General features: G+C 68.1%; 24 protein-coding genes and 2 tRNA genes. 5 read left to right on the top strand and 21 right to left on the bottom strand.

The features are described 5' to 3' along the window. Nucleotides 1-3: 3 nt before the first annotated feature. Nucleotides 4-76 (bottom strand) — tRNA-Asn (locus tag ACSUZC_RS14995). Nucleotides 77-296: 220 nt separating this feature from the next. On the opposite strand from ACSUZC_RS14995, the gene ACSUZC_RS15000 reads away from it, so the two are divergent. Then, nucleotides 297-370: transfer RNA gene (locus tag ACSUZC_RS15000), tRNA-Ile, on the top strand. 96 nt (nt 371-466) lie between these two features. Here ACSUZC_RS15000 and ACSUZC_RS15005 read toward each other — a convergent pair. From ACSUZC_RS15005 to ACSUZC_RS15030, 6 genes are all read right to left on the bottom strand, one after another. Beyond that, on the bottom strand, nt 467-706 hold the full coding sequence (locus ACSUZC_RS15005; protein WP_238419907.1) for a three-helix bundle dimerization domain-containing protein: 240 nt from the start codon (nt 704-706) through the stop codon (nt 467-469). A 95-nt stretch (nt 707-801) separates the two neighbouring features. Then, on the bottom strand, nt 802-1,368 hold the full coding sequence (locus tag ACSUZC_RS15010; RefSeq protein WP_439029314.1) for a dihydrofolate reductase family protein: 567 nt from the start codon (nt 1,366-1,368) through the stop codon (nt 802-804). Between the two features lie 77 nt (nt 1,369-1,445). Next, on the bottom strand, nt 1,446-3,368 hold the full coding sequence (gene dnaG, locus ACSUZC_RS15015; protein ID WP_439029315.1) for a DNA primase: 1,923 nt from the start codon (nt 3,366-3,368) through the stop codon (nt 1,446-1,448). Nucleotides 3,369-3,433: 65 nt separating this feature from the next. Continuing rightward, nucleotides 3,434-4,699, bottom strand: a complete 1,266-nt coding sequence (locus ACSUZC_RS15020) for a deoxyguanosinetriphosphate triphosphohydrolase (protein ID WP_439033139.1) — start codon at nt 4,697-4,699, stop codon at nt 3,434-3,436. A gap of 43 nt (nt 4,700-4,742) precedes the next feature. Next, nucleotides 4,743-5,231 (bottom strand): cold-shock protein, encoded by a 489-nt coding sequence (locus tag ACSUZC_RS15025; protein ID WP_439029316.1) that lies wholly within the window; start codon nt 5,229-5,231, stop codon nt 4,743-4,745. Between the two features lie 133 nt (nt 5,232-5,364). Beyond that, complete coding sequence (locus ACSUZC_RS15030; protein WP_439029317.1) at nt 5,365-6,750, bottom strand: glycine--tRNA ligase; 1,386 nt, start codon at nt 6,748-6,750, stop codon at nt 5,365-5,367. Nucleotides 6,751-7,018: 268 nt separating this feature from the next. On the opposite strand from ACSUZC_RS15030, the gene ACSUZC_RS15035 reads away from it, so the two are divergent. From ACSUZC_RS15035 to ACSUZC_RS15045, 3 genes are all read left to right on the top strand, one after another. Beyond that, nucleotides 7,019-8,491, top strand: coding sequence for a M28 family peptidase (locus tag ACSUZC_RS15035; protein WP_439033140.1), 1,473 nt, complete (start codon nt 7,019-7,021; stop codon nt 8,489-8,491). An 86-nt stretch (nt 8,492-8,577) separates the two neighbouring features. Beyond that, complete coding sequence (locus ACSUZC_RS15040; protein ID WP_439029318.1) at nt 8,578-8,952, top strand: ArsR/SmtB family transcription factor; 375 nt, start codon at nt 8,578-8,580, stop codon at nt 8,950-8,952. After that, nucleotides 8,949-9,380, top strand: a complete 432-nt coding sequence (locus ACSUZC_RS15045) for a Fur family transcriptional regulator (RefSeq protein WP_439029319.1) — start codon at nt 8,949-8,951, stop codon at nt 9,378-9,380. Before ACSUZC_RS15040 ends, ACSUZC_RS15045 begins: the two co-directional genes overlap by 4 nt. A 68-nt stretch (nt 9,381-9,448) precedes the next feature. Here ACSUZC_RS15045 and ACSUZC_RS15050 read toward each other — a convergent pair whose 3' ends face one another. From ACSUZC_RS15050 to hrcA, 13 genes are all read right to left on the bottom strand, one after another. Beyond that, nucleotides 9,449-9,850, bottom strand: a complete 402-nt coding sequence (locus ACSUZC_RS15050; RefSeq protein WP_439029320.1) for a hypothetical protein — start codon at nt 9,848-9,850, stop codon at nt 9,449-9,451. After that, nucleotides 9,847-10,668, bottom strand: a complete 822-nt coding sequence (locus ACSUZC_RS15055; RefSeq protein WP_439029321.1) for an isoprenyl transferase — start codon at nt 10,666-10,668, stop codon at nt 9,847-9,849. Before ACSUZC_RS15055 ends, ACSUZC_RS15050 begins: the two co-directional genes overlap by 4 nt. Next, on the bottom strand, nt 10,649-11,452 hold the full coding sequence (recO, locus tag ACSUZC_RS15060; RefSeq protein WP_439033141.1) for a DNA repair protein RecO: 804 nt from the start codon (nt 11,450-11,452) through the stop codon (nt 10,649-10,651). Before recO ends, ACSUZC_RS15055 begins: the two co-directional genes overlap by 20 nt. Before the next feature lie 82 nt (nt 11,453-11,534). Continuing rightward, nucleotides 11,535-12,947 carry a YhgE/Pip domain-containing protein gene (locus tag ACSUZC_RS15065; protein WP_439029322.1) on the bottom strand — a complete coding sequence of 471 codons (1,413 nt, stop codon included), beginning with the start codon at nt 12,945-12,947 and terminating at the stop codon, nt 11,535-11,537. Between the two features lie 56 nt (nt 12,948-13,003). Then, nucleotides 13,004-13,915 carry a GTPase Era gene (gene era / locus ACSUZC_RS15070; RefSeq protein ID WP_439029323.1) on the bottom strand — a complete coding sequence of 304 codons (912 nt, stop codon included), beginning with the start codon at nt 13,913-13,915 and terminating at the stop codon, nt 13,004-13,006. Next, nucleotides 13,908-14,252: a cytidine deaminase gene (locus ACSUZC_RS15075; protein WP_439029324.1), complete on the bottom strand. Its 345-nt coding sequence runs from the start codon at nt 14,250-14,252 to the stop codon at nt 13,908-13,910. The genes era and ACSUZC_RS15075 overlap by 8 nt, the downstream gene beginning before the upstream one ends. Continuing rightward, nucleotides 14,249-15,724, bottom strand: a complete 1,476-nt coding sequence (locus tag ACSUZC_RS15080; protein ID WP_439029325.1) for a CNNM domain-containing protein — start codon at nt 15,722-15,724, stop codon at nt 14,249-14,251. Before ACSUZC_RS15080 ends, ACSUZC_RS15075 begins: the two co-directional genes overlap by 4 nt. A gap of 4 nt (nt 15,725-15,728) precedes the next feature. Then, the gene (gene ybeY, locus ACSUZC_RS15085) at nt 15,729-16,310 is read right to left on the bottom strand and encodes an rRNA maturation RNase YbeY (protein WP_439029326.1); all 582 of its coding nucleotides are present in this window, start codon (nt 16,308-16,310) and stop codon (nt 15,729-15,731) included. Further along, on the bottom strand, nt 16,307-17,392 hold the full coding sequence (locus ACSUZC_RS15090) for a PhoH family protein (RefSeq protein WP_439029327.1): 1,086 nt from the start codon (nt 17,390-17,392) through the stop codon (nt 16,307-16,309). The genes ybeY and ACSUZC_RS15090 overlap by 4 nt, the downstream gene beginning before the upstream one ends. A gap of 128 nt (nt 17,393-17,520) precedes the next feature. Then, nucleotides 17,521-18,300 (bottom strand): alpha/beta hydrolase family protein, encoded by a 780-nt coding sequence (locus tag ACSUZC_RS15095; protein ID WP_439029328.1) that lies wholly within the window; start codon nt 18,298-18,300, stop codon nt 17,521-17,523. After that, complete coding sequence (locus tag ACSUZC_RS15100) at nt 18,297-19,046, bottom strand: 16S rRNA (uracil(1498)-N(3))-methyltransferase (RefSeq protein WP_439029329.1); 750 nt, start codon at nt 19,044-19,046, stop codon at nt 18,297-18,299. The genes ACSUZC_RS15095 and ACSUZC_RS15100 overlap by 4 nt, the downstream gene beginning before the upstream one ends. Nucleotides 19,047-19,091: 45 nt before the next feature. Beyond that, a complete protein-coding gene (dnaJ, locus tag ACSUZC_RS15105) occupies nt 19,092-20,261 on the bottom strand; it encodes a molecular chaperone DnaJ (RefSeq protein WP_439029330.1) in 1,170 nt (389 codons plus the stop codon). A gap of 137 nt (nt 20,262-20,398) precedes the next feature. Beyond that, nucleotides 20,399-21,433 (bottom strand): heat-inducible transcriptional repressor HrcA, encoded by a 1,035-nt coding sequence (hrcA, locus tag ACSUZC_RS15110; RefSeq protein ID WP_439029331.1) that lies wholly within the window; start codon nt 21,431-21,433, stop codon nt 20,399-20,401. 148 nt (nt 21,434-21,581) lie between these two features. Between hrcA and ACSUZC_RS15115 the strand changes: the two genes are divergently transcribed. After that, nucleotides 21,582-22,040: a type II toxin-antitoxin system VapB family antitoxin gene (locus ACSUZC_RS15115; protein ID WP_439029332.1), complete on the top strand. Its 459-nt coding sequence runs from the start codon at nt 21,582-21,584 to the stop codon at nt 22,038-22,040. 21 nt (nt 22,041-22,061) lie between these two features. Here ACSUZC_RS15115 and hemW read toward each other — a convergent pair whose 3' ends face one another. Beyond that, nucleotides 22,062-23,261: a radical SAM family heme chaperone HemW gene (gene hemW / locus ACSUZC_RS15120; RefSeq protein WP_439029333.1), complete on the bottom strand. Its 1,200-nt coding sequence runs from the start codon at nt 23,259-23,261 to the stop codon at nt 22,062-22,064. Nucleotides 23,262-23,300 lie beyond the last annotated feature (39 nt).

The following is a 23,300-nucleotide window of genomic DNA, read 5'->3' on the forward strand; positions in this document are numbered from 1 at the left end:
CTGCTCCCCCAACTGGACTCGAACCAGTAACCGTTCGATTAACAGTCGAATGCTCTGCCAATTGAGCTATGGGGGATTGCTCCGGTCCTGTTCCGCACCCTCGGGCGCTTCACCAGAACCGAGGTCAGACTCTAGCGCATGGTCGCGCCGGAGAACAAAACGCGCGGTCAGGGCCATCTCGGATCGGACGGCCGACCGGCCCACGCCGGCGACGCGGCCCGCCGACAACGTACGCATGTGGCTGCTCCGCAGTCTGGCGGGTGCGGTAATCTCCACCCCGCAGGCTCGTTCTGCGCGGGGAGTTAGCTCAGTCGGTTAGAGCCGCGGACTCATAATCCGTAGGTCGCGGGTTCGAGCCCCGCACTCCCCACCGACGATCGACGGCCGTGCCTCGCCGCCCGCTCTCACGGTCGACGCGGCACGGCCGCAGGACAATTCGGGTGTCTGGAGGGTCGGGGCCCGAGGGTCACTCCCCCAGGTTCGGCGGCACTTCTCCGGAATCGGCCATCACCGACGATCCGGTGAGGGTCTCGTTGGCCCGGCGCTCCACGAGCAGCGGCACGAAGTCACGGACTTCGGTGCCGTCGAAATGCCGGTAAGCGGCCTCGACGGCCTCGGCGACCTCCTCGGGTCTTCTGTTCGTGTACATACCGATCAGACGGTGCTGTACCTCGGTGATCTGCCGGCGCTCGTCATTCGCGTCCACAGTCCCACGTTAGGCACCCGGCGCGGTGGCCGCAGCCGACAACCCGGATCGTCGCCGATTGTTCAGCTGGTGTTCGCCGGAGACCCCGCGGCGGCTCAGCGCTCCACTCGGCACCAGAACTCGGTCTCGCCGGGAAGGCGGGTCAGCCGGACCTCGTCGCCCCCGGGCCGCTCGAAGATCCGCGTGCCGCCGCCGAGGAACACCGGGACGAAGAAGATGAGCACTTCGTCGAGGAGCCCCTCGTCGATCATCTGTCGCGCGACCTCGGCGCCGATCACCGACACGTATGAGTCGCCCGCGAGTTCGGCGGCCAGCTCGACGGCCGCGTGCAGGTCGGCGACGAATGTGACCCCGTCGACGTCCTCGGTGGGCGGATTGTGCGTCAGAACCACTGCGGGACCCTCGTATTCGCCACCGAAAGCACCCTCGCGGTCGGTGCCTTTGTTCGGGTCGTCGCCGACGAAACTCCGGTTCCCGACGAGCAGCGCACCGGTACCCGACAAGAGTCGGGCCGCGGCATCGTCTCCGCTGCCCGCATGGGCGACGCCGCCGTCCGTGCCACCGGCACCGTCGAAGAACCGCGACAGCCAGGACATGTCCCCACCGGGACCGGCGATGAAGCCGTCGAGGGATGCCGTCGCCGAATAGATGGTCGTCGCCACTGTCTGCTCCGTTCTCAGGGATGCAGGGTCAGACTCCCCGGACACCGGGAACTCATCGCGCGCCCGGCGGCGGCCGGTCAGCCGGCGTCGACGATCGGGTCGACGGCCTGTTCCAACAGGCTGCGTCGGTACGCCTCGAGCGCGACGAGATCACCGAAGACTGCGTTGTAACCGTCCGGATCATCGCTGGGAGCCATCCGCCGCAGACGCGACTTGATGTCCGCGATCTGCGAACCCACCCACACCTCCTGCAGCCTGGCCAGCACGCTCGAGATGTAGCGGGCGATGTTGTCCTCGTCGACGGGCATCGACTCGACCGCCAGTTCGGTGACCAGCGGGTCGATCACCGGATCGTCGACCGCGTTGCGCACCGCGTCGACCCACGCGGCGCCGCCCATCCCCGACGACGTCCCGCCCAGGCCCGTCATCGCCTGACGAACGATCGCGTACGCGGGCTCGTTGAAACACTCCACGGGTAGCGAGTCGAACACCGTTCCGGCGATGCCTGGATACTGCAATGCCGCCTTGAGTGCTTCCCGCTGCGGCCACAGGCGCGGGTCCTTCGGTTGGGGCCGGGCCGATGTCGGGGCGGCCTCGGCCTCCGGCCGGTTGCGTGCACCGCGACCGTTCGCGCGGCCACTCGTCCCGGAGATCCCCTGCGCCTTGCGGATTCGAGCGCCTTCTTCGCGCACGCGTCCCAGAACCTGACCGACTTCCTCCCAGCCGACCCACCCCGCGAGCTGCCGCGCGTACTCGTCGCGCAGCGCGATGTCCTTGATGCGGGCAACCACCGGGACGGTGTCGCGCAGCGCATGCACGCGACCTTCGGCGGTGTCGAGGTCGTGTTCGGCGAGAAGCGCCTTGATCGCGAACTCGAACATCGGGACCCGGCGGGCGATCAGGTCGCGAACGGCCGCATCGCCCTTGTCCTGGCGGAGCTCGCACGGGTCCATGCCGTCGGGGGCGATGGCGACGAAGGTCTGACCCGAGATGCTCTGCTCGCCCTCGAATGCCTTGAGAGCCGCCGCTTTTCCGGCATCGTCACCGTCGAAGGTGTAGATCACCTCACCGCGGAAGTAGGAGTCGTCCATCATCAGGCGTCGGATGAGCGCCAGATGGTCTTCACCGAACGCCGTTCCACACGACGCGACGGCGGTGGTGACGCCCGCGAGGTGCATGGCCATGACGTCGGTGTACCCCTCGACGACCACCACCTGATGACCCTTCGCGATGCTCTTCTTCGCGTGGTCCAGACCGAAGAGGACCTGAGACTTCTTGTACAACATGGTCTCCGGCGTGTTCATGTACTTGCCGAGGTTGTCGTCGTCGAAGAGCTTGCGGGCCCCGAAGCCGATGATGTCACCGCCCAGGTTGCGAATCGGCCACAGCAGGCGGCGATGGAAACGGTCGATGGGGCCCTTGCGACCCTGTTTCGACAATCCGGCCGCCTCGAGTTCGCTGAACTCGAACCCCTGCGAGAGCAGGGCCTTCGTCATGGTGTCCCAGCCGGCAGGTGCGTACCCGCAACCGAACTGGACCGCGGCCACCGCGTCGAAGTTGCGTTCTTTCAGGTAGTCACGCGCCGGCTGTGCCTCCGGACTCTGCAACGCGGCGGCGTAGAACTTGGCAGCGGCGGCATTCGCCGCCACCAGGCGCGCGCGTGTGCCGCGGTCCCGCTTGATCGCGGTGCCGCCGCCCTCGTAGTTGATCCGGTAACCGATCCGGTCCGCGAGCTGCTCGACCGCCTCCACGAAACTGACGTGTTCCTGCTTCTGCAGGAAGCTGTACACGTCGCCACCCTCGCCACATCCGAAACAATGGAAGTGGCCGTGGTTGGGTCGGACGTGGAACGACGGGGACTTCTCGTCGTGGAACGGGCACAGACCCTTGAGGCTGTCGGCACCGGCTCGACGCAGGGCGACGTAATCGCCGACGATGTCCTCGATCCTCGTCTGCTCACGGATCGCCGTGATGTCGCGATCGGGAATTCGGCCTGCCACGCGACCAGTGTAGTGACGTCGGCGCGGCTGCCCGACCGGGTGCGTCGAGGCAGGGGCGATCACCGCTACCCGAGGTGGGCCTGGGCTCCCGAGTTGTTCTTGTCCGTCCGCTCCAGCCGCCCCTCGGTCATCGATGCGATCTGGTCGACGACCACGCGCATACGGGCCGAGTCGTCGGACGCGGCGTTCCAGAAGGGCACGAAGACGGGATCGAGTCCGCCCGGAGCCGCCTCGACGAACCAGTTCGCCACCCGGTGGATGCGCTCACGCTGACGACGCTGAGTGGCCTTGTGCCGCTCGTTGGAGAAGATGAACCGCAACGCCATGGTCTTGAGCATCGAGACCTCGGCCGCGATGAGGGGCGGCACCTCGAGGTCGGCGTCGTAGCGGGACACCGGGCGGTCCCCGACCGCCGCGCGGGTGCCGGTGATGGCCGCCGACGCAAAACGCCCGATGAACTCACTGGTCAACCGCTTGAGGGCGACGTAGGAGTCGAGCGTGCCGTCGAAGACACCGACCGACCGCACGATGTCCATGCGGTGGAGCCGTTGCGCGGCATCCACGAGTGCCTCCGGGTCCAGTCCGGGGAACTCCTTGGCGCCGATGTCGGCGAGTCCGCGCTGATCCTGCGGATCGCCGAGACTACGCAGGTCGATGCGGCCGCCGATGACTCCGTCCTCGAGGTCGTGGACGGAGTACGCGACGTCGTCGGACCAGTCCATGATCTGCGACTCGATGCACTGCCGGGTGCCGGGTGCGTGTCGACGCACCCACGCCAACATGTCCGCATCGTCGTCGTAGGCACCGAACTTGCCGCCCGGCGCGCGCCGCGTCCACGGATACTTCAGCGTCGCGTCCAGTGACGCCCGGGTCAGATTGAGGCCGACGCTGTTCCCGTCGGCATCGAGCAGCTTCGGCTCCAGCCGAGTGAGGATACGGAGATTCTGGGCGTTGCCCTCGAATCCCCCGTGGTCCGCGGCGACCTCGTCCAGCGCCCGTTCGCCGTTGTGCCCGTAGGGCGGATGGCCGATGTCGTGGGCGAGACCGGCCAGCTCGACGAGGTCGGGTTCGGCGCCGAGACCGATCGCGATCCCCCGCCCGATCTGCCCGACCTCCAGCGAATGGGTCAGCCTCGTCCGCGGGGTGTCACCCTCGCGGGGTCCGACGACCTGGGTCTTGTCGGCGAGTCGACGCAGGGCAGCCGAATGCAGGACGCGGGCTCGGTCGCGCGCGAAGTCGCTGCGGTGATCGGTCCGGGTGCCGGGCAGACTCGCCACCTTGGCGCCCTCGGGCACGAAACGTTCGACCGCTTCGGCACCGTAGGAGGCCATCGCCGGGAGAACGTGACCCACGGTCTCCGGATCGTGGTGGGTGCTAGTCAAGCACCCAGCCCCGGGCGACGGCGAAGTCGGTGACCCGCTGGCGGATCGCAACGATCTGACGAGCGGTGAGAGCGTCGTCGGCGTCGAGGAGCAGTTCGGTCAGCTCCTCGGTGAAGGCCGCCGAGTCGAGCGACCCCCCGCTGCGGGGCCGACGGCCACCACGATCATCCGAACGCCCACCGCGATCGCCGCGATCACCACGGTCACCACGATCGCGACCGTGGTGATCGTCGCGGCGGTGTCCGCGCGCGCCCGCGGTGTCGTCGGCCGGCGCTGCCTCGGTCACCGCGACGTTGACGGCCTTGGAGCCGCGATCGGTCTCCTCGACGTCGAACGACACCTTCGCACCGGGTTTCAACGAGTTCTCGTCGATGTCGATGTCGTTGATGTGCAGGAACACATCGGCACCGCCCGATTCCGGTGCCAGGAATCCGAATCCCCGATTTGCGTCGTAGTGAACGACTTTCCCACTGACAGACACGACTCCACTCACTTCCTCGTCGCGGGAGCGCCGGACCCCATGCCCTGCTCCACGCGACAACTCGCCATCAATTGTGACAGACCAGCGCAGGTCAGGCTCAATCGTGACGGACGGGAGTCCGCTTGCCCTCCGCTCAGGCGCCGAGCAGCTTGCCGCCGAGGTACTCGGCGACCTTGTCGAGGGCGACCCGCTCCTGACTCATGGTGTCGCGCTCGCGGACGGTGACCGCCTGGTCGTCGAGGGTGTCGAAGTCCACCGTCACGCAGAACGGCGTGCCGATCTCGTCCTGTCGGCGATACCGCTTGCCGATGCCCTGCGCGTCGTCGAATTCGACGTTCCAGTGCTTGCGGAGTTCGGCGGCGAGGTCGCGGGCCTTGGGCGACAGCTTCTCGTTGCGCGACAGCGGCAACACCGCGGCCTTGATCGGTGCGAGGCGACGATCGAGACGCAGCACGGTGCGGGTGTCGGTGCCGCCCTTGGCATTCGGCACCTCTTCTTCGGTGTAGGCGTCACACAGGAACGCCATCAACGACCGCGTCAGACCGGCAGCCGGCTCGATGACGAACGGGGTGTACCGCTCACCGGTCGCCTGATCGAAGAACGACAGGTCCTCACCCGAGTGCTTGCTGTGAGTGGACAGGTCGTAGTCGGTGCGGTTGGCCACGCCCTCGAGCTCGCCCCAGGGGTTGCCGGTGAAACCGAACTTGTACTCCACGTCGACGGTCCGCTTGGAGTAGTGCGACAGCTTCTCCTTGGGATGGTCGTAGAGCCTCAGGTTCTCCGGGTCGATACCGAGGTTCACGTACCAGTCGAAGCGCTGGTCGATCCAGTACTGGTGCCATTCCTCGTCCTCGCCCGGCTTGACGAAGAATTCCATCTCCATCTGTTCGAACTCGCGGGTCCGGAAGATGAAGTTGCCCGGTGTGATCTCGTTGCGGAAGCTCTTGCCGATCTGGGCGATGCCGAACGGCGGCTTCTTGCGAGCGGTGGTCATCACGTTCTTGAAGTTCACGAAGATGCCCTGCGCGGTCTCCGGACGGAGGTAGTGCAGGCCCTCTTCGTCGTCGACGGGACCGAGGTAGGTCTTCATCAGGCCGCTGAAGGCCTTGGGCTCGGTCCAGTTGCCGGGCTGCCCGGTCTCCGGGTCGTTGATGTCGGCGAGGCCGTTTTCCGGCGGGTGCCCGTGCTTGGCCTCGTACGCCTCGATCAGGTGGTCGGCGCGATACCGCTTGTGGGTGTGCAGTGACTCGACGAGGGGGTCGGTGAACACCTCGACGTGACCGGAGGCCTCCCACACCTGGCGCGGCAGGATCACCGACGAGTCGAGCCCGACGACATCTTCGCGGCTGATGACCATCGTCCGCCACCACTGGCGTTTGATGTTCTCCTTGAGCTCGACACCGAGCGGCCCGTAGTCCCACGCCGACTTGGTACCGCCGTAGATCTCACCGCACTGGTACACCAGACCCCGGCGCTTGGCGAGGTTGACGACGGATTCCACATTGGACTGGGCGGCCACGGTTAACTGCTCTCCACGGGTTCGATGTTCGGGCGGGACGGTTCTGCTCACATGCGACGTGCTCCTCGAAAACGACGGGCGATCGCACGGCAACCCTTACAGGGTACCGAGCAGGTGTCCCGTTTCACGAAAGCACTGCGGTCACCCGCGTCGTGGCGGCAACCGGTGGGCGTGGACGGTCCGGAACTGCCAGAGTGACAGGGTGACCGTTCGAGTACGACGAGCCCCGGGCACCACGGCTCTCTCCCGACGACCCCGCGTCGTTGCGATGTTCGCCTCGTCCGCGTTGACGCTGTGCGTCCTGGGATGCGCGCCCGACAGTTCGGACGAGTCGACGCGCGCGTCATCGTCGGCTCCGGTCTCCACACCGGTCCCCGGACCCCCCGTCGGCGAGGTCACCCCCGGAACTCTCGCGGACGCCGTCACGATCGAGAAGGTCATGGGTCACGTCCGGGCGTTCCAGCAGATCGCCGACAACAACGGCGGGAACCGGGCCGCCGGAACCCCCGGATTCGACGAGTCCGTGGACTACGTTGCCGGGCTGCTGCGGACCGCCGGCTTCGAGGTGACGACCCCGGCGGTGGAGTACGAGCGCTTCGACGCCGGCCCGGTCACCCTGACCGCTGACGGTTACAAGGTGGCGACGACGGTCCTCGAGTACTCCGCGGGCACGGGCGACGACCCCCTCACCGCGCGACCCGTCGGGGTGGGTGGCCTCGGTTGCGTCGCCGCCGATTTCCCCGAGACCGTTCGCGGCGCCGTCGCGGTGATCGTCCGCGGCACCTGCACATTCGCGGACAAGACGCGCAATGCCCAGGCCGCCGGAGCCGTCGGCGCGATCATGGTCAACAACGAGCCCGGTCAGCTGACCGGCGCCACTCTCGGGGCCGACGATCGCCCGACGATCCCCGTCGTGGGGGCGCCGTCGGAGGACGCCGACCGCCTGCGCTCGGCGGAGTCGGTCACCCTGGCCGTCGAAGCGCGGACCACACCGATCACCACCCGGAACCTGATCGCCGAGACCCGGACCGGCACCGTGGACGACGTCGTCGTGGCCGGCGCACATCTCGACAGTGTCGACGAAGGTCCCGGGATCAACGACAACGCGAGCGGCAGTGCCGCGGTCCTGGAGACCGCGCTGCGCCTGGGGTCCTCCCCGCGGGTTCCGCATCGTGTGCGGTTCGCGTTCTGGGGTGCCGAGGAGGACGGGCTCGTCGGGTCCACGGACTACATCCGGGGCCTCGACGCCGCCGGGCGGGCGGCGGTCGCCCTCTACTTGAACTTCGACATGCTCGCCTCACCCAACGGTGGGTATCTCACCTACGACGGCGACGACTCCGAACGGGACGGGGCCCCGGCAGGGCCTGGCGGTTCCGACGGTATCGAGCGCACGTTCGCGAAGTTCTATGCCGACCGGGGTATCGTCCTCGCGCCCAGCGACTTCGACGGACGTTCCGACTACGGGCCGTTCATCGCCGCAGGCATTCCCGCCGGCGGGGTCTTCACCGGGGCCGACGAGAAGAAGACCGAGGAGCAGGCGCGGCTGTGGGGCGGCGACGCGGGTGAAGCGTTCGACCCCGACTACCACACCGCGCGCGACACCATCGACAACGTCAACACCGAACTTCTCGCCGTGAACGCGGCGGCGGTCGCACATGCCGTCGCGACATATTCACTGTCGACCGGTGGCCCGGACGGGGTACCGCCGGTCGACCAGCGCCGTCGGGCCGAGGGCGGCTGAGCAGGGACGACACCCACGCCCTGATTGAAAACCATTTCCGATAGAATGAACTGTCCCTGCACCGCGAGCCCGCCGAGAGGAGCGCCATGTCTGCCGAATCACTGGGCGCACCCGAGCCGATGGACGCGGCAGACGCCGCCGCACGAGAGGCCGCAGCCGACCTCCTGCGTGCCCTTGCCTCCCCCACGCGCGTCGCCATCGTGCTGTCCCTGCGCGAACGGGTGCAGTGTGTTCACGAGCTCGTGGGACACCTCGGCCTGAGTCAGCCGCTCGTCAGCCAGCATCTGCGTGTCCTCAAGGATGCCGGTGTGGTGCGCGGGCAGCGCAACGGTCGCGAGATCACCTACGAACTGCTCGACGACCACGTCGCGCACATCGTGGGTGACGCGTTGGTCCACGCCATGGAGACGTCGCCGGGTGGCTCCCGCGTCTCATCCGACGCGACGGCGGTGAACGAGTGACCGGCATCGCCGCCTCGGGTCCGCAGCCGGTCACCGGCGTCCGGTCGACGCGTCAGCGCGCGGCGATCGCCGACGCGCTCGCGGGCACCGACGACTTCTGTTCGGCGCAGGAACTCCACGAGATACTCAAGGCCAGGGGCGAGTCCATCGGCCTGACCACGGTGTACCGGAACCTGCAGGCGCTCAGTCAGTCCGGACAGATCGATGTGCTGTGGGACGGTTCCGGCGAGACCCGCTACCGCCATTGCTCCTCCGGCCATCATCATCACCTCGTGTGTCGCAACTGCGGCACAACGGTCGAGGTGCAGGCGGAGCCGGTCGAACGCTGGGCCGCGAAGATCGCCGCGCAACACGGATTCACCGACATCAACCACACCGTCGAGGTGTTCGGACGCTGCGCCGAATGCCAGGTTTCCGAGAACGACTGAGCGAGAGCGATTTCGTAGCAAGAGATGGCATATCGCGCGCATTTTCGCTACCGGGTCGCAGGCAAGCGCTACTTCCCCATCAGTCGCTCGGCGGCGTCGACACCGGCGGCGAGCACGATGTGCAAGACCGTCAGCAGCGGCACGTCGTCGAGCTGTCCGGCCGGAAACGTGTAGTACTGCAACACATCTGTGGTGACACCGGCTCGATCGGAGCGTCGGAGGCTGCCGAAGCTGAGCTGCGCGGCACACGCCTCGACATCGTCGCGGAGTGTCGGGGTGTTGGGCAGGTCCATCGCGACCATCTGCGTCAAGGCCAAGACGTCGAGTCCGTCGGCCAGGGTGAGCACGCGGATCGAGGCGCGTGTCGGACCGACCTGGACGACCACGGAATCGGCATCGGGACGGTCGACCGGTCCGAGCTCGGCGACGATCTCCGCGGTCCGGTCCAGGAGCGCGGCGGCCTCGGTCACGACGGCTTCACCCCGCCGAAACGGCGGTCGCGCGAGGCATATTCGAGGCACGCGTCCCACAGGTCGCGGCGGTCGAAGTCGGGAAACAGCTTCTCCTGGTAGACCATCTCGGCGTACGCCGACTGCCACAGCAAGAAGTTCGAGATCCGCTGCTCCCCCGACGGGCGCAGGAACAGGTCGACGTCGGGCATGTCCGGCTCGTCCAGGTAGCGCGCGAACGTCGATTCGGTGATGCGTTCGGGATCGATCTCGCCGCGTGCCGCCCGGCGGGCGATCTCACGTGCGGCGTCGGCGATCTCGGCGCGGCCACCGTAGTTGACGCACATCGTCAGCGTCATCACCGTGTTGTCCCGGGTCATCTCCTCGGCGATCTCGAGTTCACGGATCACACTGCGCCACAATCGGGGTCGGCGGCCGGCCCAGCGCACGCGGACTCCCATCTCGTGCATCTCGTCGCGTCGACGACGGATCACGTCCCGGTTGAAGCCCATCAGGAAGCGCACCTCGTCGGGGCTGCGGGACCAGTTCTCGGTGGAGAAGGCATAGGCCGACAACCAGCCCACACCCAATTCGATGCAGCCACAGACGGTGTCCATGAGGACGGCTTCCCCGCGCTTGTGACCTTCGGTGCGCGGGAGTCCGCGGTCGGTGGCCCAGCGACCGTTGCCGTCCATCACCAGCGCCACGTGCTTCGGTACGAATTGGGCGGGTATGGCCGGTGGACGCGCGCCGCTCGGGTGCGGGTCGGGCGGCCGAACGTCGCCACGCGGGCTCGCGGACTTCCGCCCTTTCGCGGAACTACCCGGCCGCAGCGCCATCGTCGACTCTCCTCACACCCACGTCCACACCTGTGTCCATCAGCCTATGAGGCGCGGTGCGCTCGATCAGCGGCAGGGTTCGGAGCTGCCGTTCGAGATGCCACTGCAGGTGCGCGGCGGTGAGGCCGCTGGCCTGACGGCGCAGCGACGGCGTCGAGTCGATCACGTGATCCCACTGACCGCGGAACAACGCGTCCATCAGGTCGAGCACACCGGGTGAGGGTGTCGCCGAACCCGGCGGGCGACAGGGCAGGCACACCGCGCCACCCGCGGCGACGTGGAACGCGCGATGCGGCCCCGGTGTCGCGCATCGTGCGCACTCCTCCAGTGCGGGCATCCACCCCGCGCTGTACATGGCGCGCAGCAGATAGGCATCGAGGATCAGTTCGCGCGGTCGCCGATCATCGGCCAGAGCCTCCAAGGCCCCCACCGTGAGCCGGTGCAACTGCCGGGTGGGAGCGCGCTCTTCGCCCGCCAGACGCTCTGCGGTCTCGAGGACTGCGCAGGCCGTGGTGTAACGCCCGTAATCGGCGACGATGGCGTCGGCGAAGGCGTGCAGGCTCTGTACCTGGGTGACCACGTCCAGGCTGCGCCCCGGGTACAGGTGCACATCGATGTGGGCGAAGGGTTCGAGCCGGGCGCCGAACTTCGACCGGGTTCGGCGCACACCTTTGGCGACCGCACGCACGAGACCGTGCTCGGCGGTCAGCAGGGTGATGATGCGGTCGGCTTCGCCCAGCTTGTGCTGGCGCAGCACGACGGCCTCATCCCGGTAGAACCTCACCGACGCATTCTCCCACCGCACACCGACATGGCCCACCCCGACATGCCCGGCGGCCATTCGGAGCACGGAGACAGTCTCAGTCTCAGCCGGCGTTGACGATCTTGTCGAGCTTCGGCGGCAGCGTCATCCCACCCGGATACCGATGCCAGCCCTTCCGGTCGTAGTACTTGGTACCGAGCAGACCGAAGAGCACGCCGACCAGCAAACCGATGAAGCACTGGATGATCGACCGTCCGAGGCCCGCCGACAGATCGGCGTCGAAGTACAGGACCGCACGCACGCCGAGATAGATCACGTGCATCGGTTCGATCGCCGCGATCCACTCGAAGAAGCGCGGACTCGCCTCCAGCGGAAGCGTCCCACCCGACGACGGCAGACCGAACACCACGAAGAAGAGCAGGTTGAACAGCAGTCCGGCGTTGCCGAACACCGCCATCATCGCGCTGGCACTCACACCGACGGCGAAGATGCCGAGCACCGACAGCATCCAGAGCACGAACCCGTTCGGAATCGATGTCCCCACCATCGCGCCGACAGCGATGAAGAGGGTCGAGAGCACCACCGAGACCAGGAACATGATGGTCCACTTCGCCGCGAGCGTGGCCCACCGGCTGATCGCGAGCCGCTCACGCAGTTGGTAGAACGGCCCGTACTCGATCGGCGTCTGGCCGAGCATGCCGTCGACGACGATGCTGACCATCATCGCCCCGGTGAAGCCGGCGAGCACGAGCAGCAGCGTCAGGTAGAACGCCGACAGTCCGTTGCCCGCACCGTTGGGCAGCGGGGTCGGCTCGGACACCTCGACCGCCACGGGGGTGGCGAGAGCGAGCTGTGCCGCGCCGGTGAAGGTGATGTCGTTGCGATCGAGCTGGGTGCGGACCTGTTCGGTCAGCTGTGCCCCGACCTGGTCGTTGACGCGAGTACGCACCTGATCGGCCAGGGTGGTGGTGATCGACGACGCGAACGCGCCCGAGCCCCGGTTGATGAAGATGTCGATGGCCGGCTTCGTCGGTTCGGCGGTGAGGACCGTCGAACGGCCGAGTGCGACAGCCCGATTCGTGAAGTTCGACCCGACGACGATGACGCCGTACACCTTGCCGCTGTTGAGTTCGGAGAGCGCCGTCGACCGGTCGGTGCGGGTCACGACGATGCCGTTCTCCGCGGCCGAGGAGATGATGCCCTCGGCGACCTGCTCCCCGAAGTTCTGCTTGGTCGTCTCGCCCTGCGCGTTCTCCACCTCGCCGCCGGCATCCTCCTGCACCAACGCGACCGGGAAGTCGTGCAGATGGCGCTGCGGGTCGACGACGGCAGCCATGTACAACGCGGCCATCAGAGAGAACAACACGGCCACGAGAGCGAGGGGCGCCAGCCAGAACCGGGGCGACGAGAGCACGCTCGCGATGGTGCGTCCGGTCCGTTGGTCGGTCTCGGGGGCCTCGTGCGCACCGTGCCCGAGTTCTTCCTCCGGCCGGTCCGGCGATTCGTGCGTTCCCATGGACGTTCCTCCCCGCAGGCCGATCCCACCCGGCGATGTGCCGGCAGGTCACGCTGCTAGAAACCCAATCGACGCAGCTGCTTGGGGTCGCGTTGCCAGTCCTTGGCGACCTTCACGTGCAGATCCAGGTACACCTTGGTCCCCAGCAGCCGCTCGATCTGTGCGCGGGCAACTGTACCCACCTCTTTCAGGCGCGCGCCCTTGCGTCCGATGATGATGCCCTTCTGGCTGTCGCGCTCGACGAACAAGATCGCGTGGACATCGACCATCGGCGGCAATTCAGGGTCGCGATCCTCACGGTCGATGACCTCCTCGATCACGACGGCCAGCGAGTGCGGCAGCTCGTCGTGGACGCCTTCGAGCGCGGCCTCCCGGATGAATTCGGCCATGAGGACCTGTTCGGGTTCGTCGGTGAGCTCACCGTCGGGATAGAACGCAGGACCCTCCTCCATGAGTCCGACCAGGACGTCACTCAACACGTCGAGCTGCTTACCCGACTTCGCCGACACCGGCACCACCTCGGACTGCGGCCCGAGGAGCTCCGACAGCGCCAGCAGCTGTTTGGCGACCTGCTCGGCGCTCACCCGGTCGATCTTGGTGACGACGCCGACGATGGTCGTGCGCGGCGCCATCTCACGCACCTGCGAGATGATCCAGCGGTCACCCGGACCGATCGCCTCATCGGCCGGGATGCACACGCCGATGACGTCGACCTCGGAGTAGGTGTCGCGGACGAGGTCGTTGAGGCGCCGGCCGAGCAGGGTGCGCGGACGGTGCAGACCCGGAGTGTCGACGAGGATCAGCTGGGCGTCAGGCCGGTTGACGATGCCGCGGATGGTGTGGCGTGTGGTCTGCGGGCGATTCGACGTGATCGCGATCTTCTCCCCCACCAACGCGTTGGTGAGAGTGGACTTGCCGGTGTTCGGCCGGCCGACGAAACAGACGAAACCCGAACGGAACTCAGGCATCCGCGCGCCCGATTCGCTGCTGCGCCGCACCCGCGGTGTCGGTGAGGACGGCGTAGGCATCGGGGCTCAGTTCGTGCAGGGTGGCCAGACCCGGGTCGTCGGCCTCACCGTTGACGATGACCGCCGCCTCGAAAGCGGTCGCCCCGCTGGAGATCGCCGTGGCGACCGCGACCTGCAGGCCGGTGAGGGTCAGCGTCGCGGTGCGGACGTCGGCGCCCGCGTAGGTGCGGCCGTCACCGTCCCGAACCGCGGCCCCCGAAGGCGCCTCCGCACGGGCCAGCGCACCCCGCGCGAGCACCACGAGCTTGCGATCCTCGTCGGGGAGGGTCTCGGTCACTGGTTCATCCTTGCTCTCGAATCGTCTGTGCTGCGGCGATCAGCGGTGTCCGGATCGTCGGCCCGGCGTTCGTCCTCCGATCGGTCGGTGCCCCGTTCGGCTCGGCGCTCGTCGTCGTCATCGCGTCCGGAGGAGCGCTCGGAACGTGCCTGCGACCGGCTCGAGTGCCCACGATGCTCATCGCGCCGCGAATCCTCCTCCGCGCCGGGGACCCGTGTGACGAGCACCGTGATGATGCGTTGGCGCCCTTGTCGATTGGGTCCGCCCTCGGCCACCAGCTGCAGTCCGTGGGATTCGACGCGGGCGCCGGGCAGCGGCACTCGGCCGAGTTCCAGGCCGACGAGCCCGCCGACCGTCTCGACCTCCTCCTCGGAGATCTCGACGTCGAACAGCTCGCCGAGGTCCTCCACCGGCAGCCGTGCCGACACCCGGTAGGACCCGTCACCGAGATCCTCGACCGGCGCGAGCTCGTCGGTGTCGTACTCGTCGGTGATCTCGCCGACGATCTCTTCGAGAACGTCTTCGATGGTCACCAGTCCGGCGATACCGCCGTACTCGTCGACGAGCATCGCCATGTGGTTCCGCTCGCGCTGCATGTCGGCGAGGACCCGGTCGAGCGGCTTGGAGTCGGGGATGAACTCGGCGTCGCGCATCACGTCGACGACGCGAAGAGTGGTGGGATCGATGCGCTGGGCGACCGTGCGGGCCACGAGGTCCTTGAGATACACGATGCCCAGGACATCGTCGGTGTTCTCACCGATGACGGGGATGCGTGAGTGACCCGACCGGGTGGCCAGACTCGTGGCCTGCAGAGCGGTCTTGTCGGCCTCGATCCACACCATCTCCGGACGCGGGACCATCACCTCGCGGGCGCTGGTGTCGCCGAGGTCGAACACCGACTGGATCATGCGTCGCTCGTCGGCGGCGACGACGCCCGAGGCCTCGGCGAGGTCGACGACCTCGCGCAGCTCGATCTCGGTGGCGAACGGACCGTTGCGGAACCCGCGACCCGGGGTGAGGGCGTTACCGATCAGGATCAGCAGACGCGTCAGCGGCTTGAGCAGGACACCCAGCGCGAACAACAGGTACGACGACGCGAGCGCGATCGTGTACGCGTGTTGACGGCCCAGGGTGCGCGGGCCGACGCCCACGGCGACGTAGGAGACGACGGCCATGGCGGCGATGGCCACCGCCAGTCCGCCGCCGACGCCGATCAGTTGGGTCGCGGCGACCGCCACCAGCGCGACGGCGGCGGTCTCGCACACCACACGGAGCAGCACCACGAGACCTACGTAGGTCGCGCGCGCCTCGAGGATGCGCGCCAGTCGGCGGGCACCCGCGCGCCCGTCCCGGACCATGTCGTCGACACGGGCGTTGGAGACGGTGGACACCGCGGTGTCGACGGCCGCGAAGATGCCACCCACCCCGATCAATACGACTGCGGCCACGATGAACCAGTAGTCGGAGGGCACGTCCTCAGTCCTCCTCGGACCGCGGTGCGGTCTCCGGGTCGGGTGCGTCGCCCGGAACACCGGTGAATCCGATGTTCGACAGCAGTCGCGAGTCGCGATCGGTCTGCCGCTGCTCCTGCGCCCGCCGATGACGCTCGGCGTAGAACTCGTCGAGGATCTTGTTCTGCAGGCCGAACATCTCGCGTTCTTCCTCGGGCTCGGCGTGGTCGAAACCGAGGAGGTGCAGAACTCCGTGGATCGTCAGCATCGCGAGCTCGTGGTCGAAGGACCGCCGGGCCTCGCGAGCCTGCTTGCGCGCGAAATCCGGGCAGAGCACGATGTCGCCGAGGATCGCCGGCCCCGGCTCGGCCGCATCGGGGCGGCCGCCCGGGACCAGCTCGTCCATCGGGAAGCTCATCACGTCGGTCGGTCCGGGCAGGTCCATCCACTGGACGTGCATGTCCGCCATCGTGTCCTCGTCGACGCACAGGACCGACAGCAGCGCAGCCGGATTGACGTCCATCGCGTTCACGGCGTAGCGCGCGGCGTCGATGATCAGTTCCGCGGGGACGTCGACACCGGACTCGTTGGCGAGCTCGATGCTCATGAACGACGCCCCTGGGCCGCCGCGCGCCGCGATGCCCGGTTGCCGCCGATCGCGGCGTCGGACAGGCCGCGACGTGACTCCTCGGCTCGTCCGTAGGCGTCGACGATGTCGGCGACGAGACGGTGACGGACCACGTCCTGACTCGTCAGCCGGGCGAAGTGGATGTCCTCGATCCCCTCGAGGATCTCCGACGCGGCGAGCAGACCGCTGCGGGCGCCGCCGGGTAGGTCCACCTGGGTCACGTCACCGGTGACGACGACCTTGGACCCGAAACCGAGGCGGGTGAGGAACATCTTCATCTGTTCGCTCGTGGTGTTCTGCGCCTCGTCGAGGATGATGAACGCGTCGTTGAGCGTCCGCCCGCGCATGTAGGCGAGCGGAGCAACCTCGATGACCCCGGCAGCCATCAGCTTCGGGATCGCCTCGGGGTCCATCATGTCGTGCAGGGCGTCATACAGCGGACGCAGATACGGGTCGATCTTCTCGCTCAGCGTCCCCGGGAGGAAGCCGAGGCGTTCGCCTGCCTCGACAGCAGGGCGCGTCAGGATGATGCGGTTCACCGACTTGGAGTGCAACGCCTGAACGGCCTTGGCCATCGCCAGATAGGTCTTGCCGGTACCGGCGGGCCCCAGGCCGAAGACGATGGTGTGGGTGTCGATGGCGTCGACGTAGTGCTTCTGGTTCAGCGTCTTGGGCCGGATGGTCTTGCCGCGTCGCGACAGGATGTCCAGCGACAGCACGTCCGCTGGCGACTCGGCGGTGCCGTCGGACAGCATCGAGACACTGTGCCGCACCAGGTCCGGTGTCAGGGGGGTGCCGCGGCCGACGAGGTCGACCAGTTCGGCGATGACTCGCTCGGAGGCGGCGACATCAGCGGGCTCACCGGTCAGCGTGACCTGATTGCCGCGAACGTGGATGTCGGCGGGCAGCAGTTGTTCGAGCGTGCGCAGGTTGACGTCACTGGCGCCGAGCAGCCCGAATACGACACCGGGAGAGACTTCGACAGTGGATGTGACCCCAGGCCGCTGCGGTTGTTGCATTCGGCTGGATTGCCCGCTCTGGTCGGGGTTGTCGTCACTCACGTATGAAATCACTCCTGGTGTTCTGGATGTCCGGTGTTCTGCACGAGCGCCTTCTCACCGTCGGCGGACATGCAAGGGTGCCGCCAGTGTATCGCGGTGCAACGGCCGATCAGCAGGCAATATTTCCCTCAGACCCCGAGCACCCGAACGGTCTGCCGGGTACACGCGCTCCGGGGGTCGACGAAGGCGTCGTGTCCCTCCCCCGGTACGACGATGAGTTCGGCGGACTGGCCTCGTCGCGCGGCGTCGTCCACATAGCGTCGGCTGACCTCGAGCGGGATCAGATCGTCGGCGTCGCCGTGTATCGCCACGACGTGAGCGTCGAACACCGGCGCCAGCATCGGCGAGGCCTCGCGGTACCGGCGCGGCGACTCACGATACGGCCGGCCCATGTAGGCCTGCACCGACTCCCGCTCGGCCGCGCCGACGGTGTCGAGCACCGCGGCCTGGGCGACCACGGTCGTGATGGTACTCGTCGCGGTGCGCGCCCCGAGGTGGCCGACCGCCCACACCGCGAGCTGGCCGCCCGCCGAGTGCCCCACGACCGCCGTCGACGACAGATCGATGCCGTCCGCGGGCAGCGCATCGCGCACCGGCCCGTCGATGGCGCGGAGCGCGTCGACCACGTCCCGGCCCGTGTTGGGCCACCCGCCGCCGTCCTCGCCGACCCGCCGGTATTCGACGTTCCACACCGCCGCCCCGCGCTCGGCGAGCATCCGCGCGATCGCAGTCTGCGTGGTCGAGCCGAATTCCACAGACCACGACCCACCGTGCACCAGCACCACGAGCCGCGTCGGCGACGACACGTCAGGACGCTCGGCGGGAAGATACAAGTGCCCGAATTGCGATGGCGCCGAACCGTATTCGATCTTGGTGCGACGCACCGCCGCACGCCTGACGCCGCTCACCGGGCCCACCGCCGGGTCAGTACCCCGATCGCGCCGAGGGCCACCGCGGCGGCGGTCGACGTGCGCAGCACCTCGGGCCCCAGGACGACCGACCGGGCGCCCAGCGCGGTCAGGTCGGCGACCTCACCGGGGTCGAGACCGCCTTCGGGTCCGACGACGAGCAGGATCTCGGTGGCATCGGCGAGGGGTAGGTCCGCAAGCGGCTGCGCGGCCTCCTCGTGCAGGACGGCGACCACACCCCCGGCCGCGACCACCTCGGCGCAGCGAGCACGGACGTCGATGGTGGTCGCCAGGTCGGTGACCTCGGGGATCCACGGCCGGCGACTCTGCTTCGCGGCCGCCGACGCCGCGGCCCGCCACTTCGCGACGCCCTTGTCGGACTTGCCGGTCCAGCGGGCGACGCACCGGGCAGCCTGCCAGGGCACGATGGCGTCGACCCCGGCCTCGGTCGCGAGGTCGACCGCGAGTTCGGAGCGCTCCGATTTGGGCAGTGCCTGAACCAGCGTCACCGACGGTGTGGCGCGCGCCTCGAACTCCAGGTCGTGTACCGATGCCACGAGGGTGTCCTTGCCCTTGATCTCGCGGATCTCGCATCCGGCCACCGATCCGGCACCATCGCCGACGAGGATGCGTTCGCCCACTCCCAGCCGGGCCACCGTGACGGCGTGCCGCCCTTCAGGACCGGTCAGGACGAGGTCGGCACCGGGCGCCGGGACGGAATCCGCCCAGAACAGCGGCGGACTCATCGCTCGCCCGTCGGCATGACCGAGACGGCCCGGGACAACGGGCTCCTACTTTCCGGCGAAGGCGTTGCGCAACCGGGAGAACAACCCGCCGGGCGCGGCCGCTGCGGTGGTGTTGACCACCTCGATCTCGTCGGCGGCGACCTTGCGGAACTTTTTCAGCGCATCCGTCTGCGCGGCGTCGAGCCGGGTGGGGACGACGACGTCGAGATGAACGTGCATCGTGCCGCGAACCCCGGAGCTGACGTGTGGCATGCCCTGTCCGCGCAGTTTCACGACCTGCCCCGGCTGGGTGCCCGGGGCGATGGTCACGCTCACCGGGTCGCCGAGGATGGTCTCGACCTCGAAGTCGGCGCCGAGTGCCGCGTCGGCCATCGGCACCTTCACGGTGCAGTGAAGGTCGTCCTTGTCACGCAGGAAGACCTCGTGGGGACGTTCGCTGACCTCGACGTACAGGTCACCGGCCGGGCCGCCGCCCAGGCCGACCTCACCCTGACCAGTGAGGCGCACACGCATCCCGTTCTCGATTCCCGCGGGGATGCGGACGGTCATCGTGCGACGCGAGCGATACCGGCCGTCGCCGCCACATTTGTGGCAGGGATCCGGGATGACCTCGCCGACGCCGTGACAGGTCGGGCACTCGCGGACGGTCATGACCTGGCCGAGGAACGATCGCTGCACCGACTGGATTTCGCCGGCGCCCTTGCAGATGTCGCAGGTGACAGGCTTGCTGTCGCCGTTGGTACCCGACCCCGTGCACACGTCGCACAGGATCGCGGTGTCGACGGTGATCTCCTTGTTGACCCCCTTCGCGCACTCGGCCAGATCGAGGGTGAGGGTCACCAGCGCCGGCTCGCCGGGCTGGACCCGCGACTTGGGACCGCGACCCGAACCGAAGCCGCCCCCGCCACCGCCGAACGCTCCACCGTTGCCGAAGAACGCCTCGAAGACGTCGCCGAAACCGCCGCCGCCACCACCGAAGCCACCGAATCCGCCCGCACCCGCGCCGGCCAGCGGATCGCCGCCGGCGTCGACGATGCGGCGCTTCTCCGGATCGGTCAGCACCTCGTAGGCGGTGCTCACCTCTTTGAACTCGTCCTCCCGACCCGGGTTGACGTCGGGGTGCAGTTCGCGGGCCTTCTTGCGGTAGGCGCGCTTGAGCTCCTGGTCGCCGGCGCCTTTGGCCACACCCAGGATTTCGTAGTAGTCACGTGCCACGGTTGTAGTGATCCTTCGGTCTCAGTTGGTGCCTGCGGCGTGTGCTCACGCGAGCGCGGGGTTCGCCTGTGGGGAACCGACCCCGGTGCCGACGACCTGCTCGGGTCCTTGCGGGAACCGCGGGCGTCGCGCAGCGGTCATCGTTCGGCGAGCACCTCACCGATGTATTTGGCAACGGCTGCGACCGATGCAATGGTTCCCGGATAGTCCATCCGTGTGGGGCCGAGCACACCGACGCCGCCGAACACGGTTCCCGATGCACCGTACCCTGTCGACACGACCGAGGTCCCACGCAGGTTCTCGGTCTGGGTCTCCTCCCCGATCTGCACGGTGACCTGCCCCATGTCCTGCGTCGTGGCGAGGATCTTGAGCACCACGACCTGCTCTTCGAGCGCCTCGAGGACGGTGTCCATACCGCCTACGACGGGCGTGAAGTCGGCAGCCGAGCGCGCGAGGTTCGAGGTGCCGCCCAGCACCAGTCGGTCGTCCCCGCGTTCGACGAGCGTCTCCACCAACACCGTCGCGATGGCGAGGACGGCACGCCGCAGATCGTCGGGTGCGGAGTTGGCCAGCTCCGCGACCGCCGCCGACGCGGCCTCAAGTCGCCTGCCGTGCAGCGCGGCGGAGAACAGGTCGCGCAATCGGGCGATATCGGCTTCGTCGTGGTCCTCGTCGAGGGCCACCATCCGCTGTTCGACGCGACCGTTGTCGACGATGACGACCAGCAGCAGCCGAGACGGCGAGAGCGTGACGACCTCCAGATGACGCACGGTTGCCGCCGACAGCACCGGGTACTGGATGACCGCGACCTGCCGGGTGAGCTGGGCGAGCAGTTTCACCGAGCGGCGCAACACGTCGTCGAGGTCGACGCCGGAGTCGAGGACCGAGAGGATCGCGCGGCGTTCGGCCGACGACAGCGGCTTGATCTCGCTGATCCGGTCGACGAACATCCGGTAACCCTTGTCGGTGGGCACGCGCCCCGAGCTCGTGTGGGGCTGGGTGATGTATCCCTCGGCCTCCAGCACCGCCATGTCGTTGCGGACCGTGGCACTGGAGACACCGAGCTGATGCCGTTCGACCAGCGCCTTGGACCCGATGGGCTCCTGCGTGTCGACGTAGTCGGTCACGATCGCACGGAGGATCTCGAAGCGGCGATCATCGGTGGTTGACACGCGGTACACCTCCTGACTCGGATCACTGCCATACAGTTGGGTGCGTTCCATAGTACGAAACCGGTGCGCACACGCGGTTGACGTCCGCTGCGCGGATCGACGCGCGGCGCCGAGCCGGGCGTCGAGCACGGGCGTCGGAGGAGTTCTCATGATCTTCAAGGGGGTGCGGGAGGGCAAGCCCTACCCCGACCACGGGTTGTCGACGCGCGGCTGGGCGAAGATCCCACCGCGACAATTGCGCCTCGACCAGCTGATCCCCATCACCAAGGTCCTGGCCCTGGACAAGCTGCTCAGCGAGGACTCGACCTTCTACGGCGACCTCTTCGCGCACGTCGTGCGCTGGGAGGGAGACCTGTATCTGGAGGACGGGCTGCATCGGGCGGTCCGGTCGGCGTTGCGTAACCGCCACATCATCCACGCTCGCACCCTCGACCTCGACGCACTCGATCTGTCGCAGACGGCCGCGCCCCTCGACGAACAGCTCGAGGACACCGCGGAGATCCCGGCGCGGCGCCCGCCGACGGCACCCGACGCCGGCGGAGCGCATCGCCGCGGCGCGCGGTCGACCGGGTGGACCAGCCCCGCTCGTCCCGATCACGGCTGGTGACCCGCGCCCGGCGACCGGCGGTCAGTCCCAGAGCACGCGCCGGATGACGCCGTCGGCGAGCAACCGGCCGGCGTCGGTCAAGACGTACGCATCCCCCGTCGAGGTGAGAAGTCCGTCGGCGCAGAGCTTCTCGGCATTCGCCCGCTCCGGGGCGTCGAGGACCGCGCGCGGCAGGCCGCTGCGGCAACGCGTGGTGAGCATGACTGTCTCGAGGTGACGGTCGGAGTCGGTGAGCTCTTCCGACGACGCTATCGGCAGCTCACCGTCGGCCAGCGACTTCGCATAGCGCGCAGGATGTTTGGCGTTCAGCCAGCGGACACCACCGACATGGGAGTGCGCACCCGGACCGATCCCCCACCAGTCGTGGCTGTGCCAGTACGCGATGTTGTGGCGACACACCGAATCGCCTCCCGCCGCCCAGTTGGACACCTCGTACCAGTCGAGACCGCCGGCGCGTAGCCGGGAGTCGAGGATCTGATAGCGGTCGGCGAGCACGTCATCGTCGGGTGCGGGCATCTCACCACGCCGGATGCGTCGTGCCAGGGCCGTGCCATCCTCCACGATCAGCGCATAGGCCGACACGTGGTCGACCCCGGCCTCGAGTACGGCGTCGATCGTCGCGTGGAGATCGGCGTCGGTCTCGCCCGGGGTTCCGTAGATCAGATCGAGGTTGACGTGGTCGAATCCCGCGGCGCGCGCTTCGCGGGCGGCCGCGACCGCCCGTCCCGGGGTGTGGGTGCGATCGAGCAGTCTGAGCACATGCGCGGCAGCCGACTGCATGCCCAGCGAGATGCGCGTGAACCCTGCCTCACGCAATTCGGCGAAGAACTCCGGCGAGGTCGACTCCGGGTTCGATTCGGTCGTGACCTCGGCATCCGGGGTGAGGTCGAAGTGTGCGCGCACCGAGTCCAGCAGCCGACGCAGTCCTTCACCGCCGAGGAGCGACGGCGTCCCGCCCCCGACGAAGACCGTCGAGACCGGCCGAACCGGTGCCAGCATGCGGGCTGCCACCTCGAGCTCGGTGGCGACGGCCTGCTGCCATGACTCCGGCGAGGACGACGATCCGAGCTCACCCGCGGTGTAGGTGTTGAAGTCGCAGTATCCGCAGCGCGTCGCGCAGAACGGCACGTGCAGGTAGAGGCCGAGCGGTACGGCGGGGTCGGCGCTCGCGCACGCGCCGGCGATCAGCTCGGATTCGGGCGTGCGGAGGTCGACGGTCACCCTCCCATCATGCCGAGCCGCGCAAATCGGTCGGCTCGA

Source organism: Gordonia terrae, from assembly GCF_051789125.1.
GTDB classification, from domain to species: domain Bacteria; phylum Actinomycetota; class Actinomycetes; order Mycobacteriales; family Mycobacteriaceae; genus Gordonia; species Gordonia terrae_A.

Coding starts and splice junctions, on each gene's coding strand:
- ACSUZC_RS15100 (WP_439029329.1), bottom strand. CDS start 19,046: ATGAGTCCGCCGCTGTTCTGGGCGGATTCCGTCCCGGCGCCCGGTGCC.
- ybeY (WP_439029326.1), bottom strand. CDS start 16,310: ATGAGCATCGAGCTCGCCAACGAGTCCGGTGTCGACGTCCCCGCGGAA.
- ACSUZC_RS15040 (WP_439029318.1), top strand. CDS start 8,578: ATGTCTGCCGAATCACTGGGCGCACCCGAGCCGATGGACGCGGCAGAC.
- ACSUZC_RS15035 (WP_439033140.1), top strand. CDS start 7,019: ATGTTCGCCTCGTCCGCGTTGACGCTGTGCGTCCTGGGATGCGCGCCC.
- ACSUZC_RS15065 (WP_439029322.1), bottom strand. CDS start 12,947: ATGGGAACGCACGAATCGCCGGACCGGCCGGAGGAAGAACTCGGGCAC.
- ACSUZC_RS15115 (WP_439029332.1), top strand. CDS start 21,582: ATGATCTTCAAGGGGGTGCGGGAGGGCAAGCCCTACCCCGACCACGGG.
- ACSUZC_RS15055 (WP_439029321.1), bottom strand. CDS start 10,668: ATGGCGCTGCGGCCGGGTAGTTCCGCGAAAGGGCGGAAGTCCGCGAGC.
- era (WP_439029323.1), bottom strand. CDS start 13,915: ATGCCTGAGTTCCGTTCGGGTTTCGTCTGTTTCGTCGGCCGGCCGAAC.
- ACSUZC_RS15020 (WP_439033139.1), bottom strand. CDS start 4,699: ATGGCCTCCTACGGTGCCGAAGCGGTCGAACGTTTCGTGCCCGAGGGC.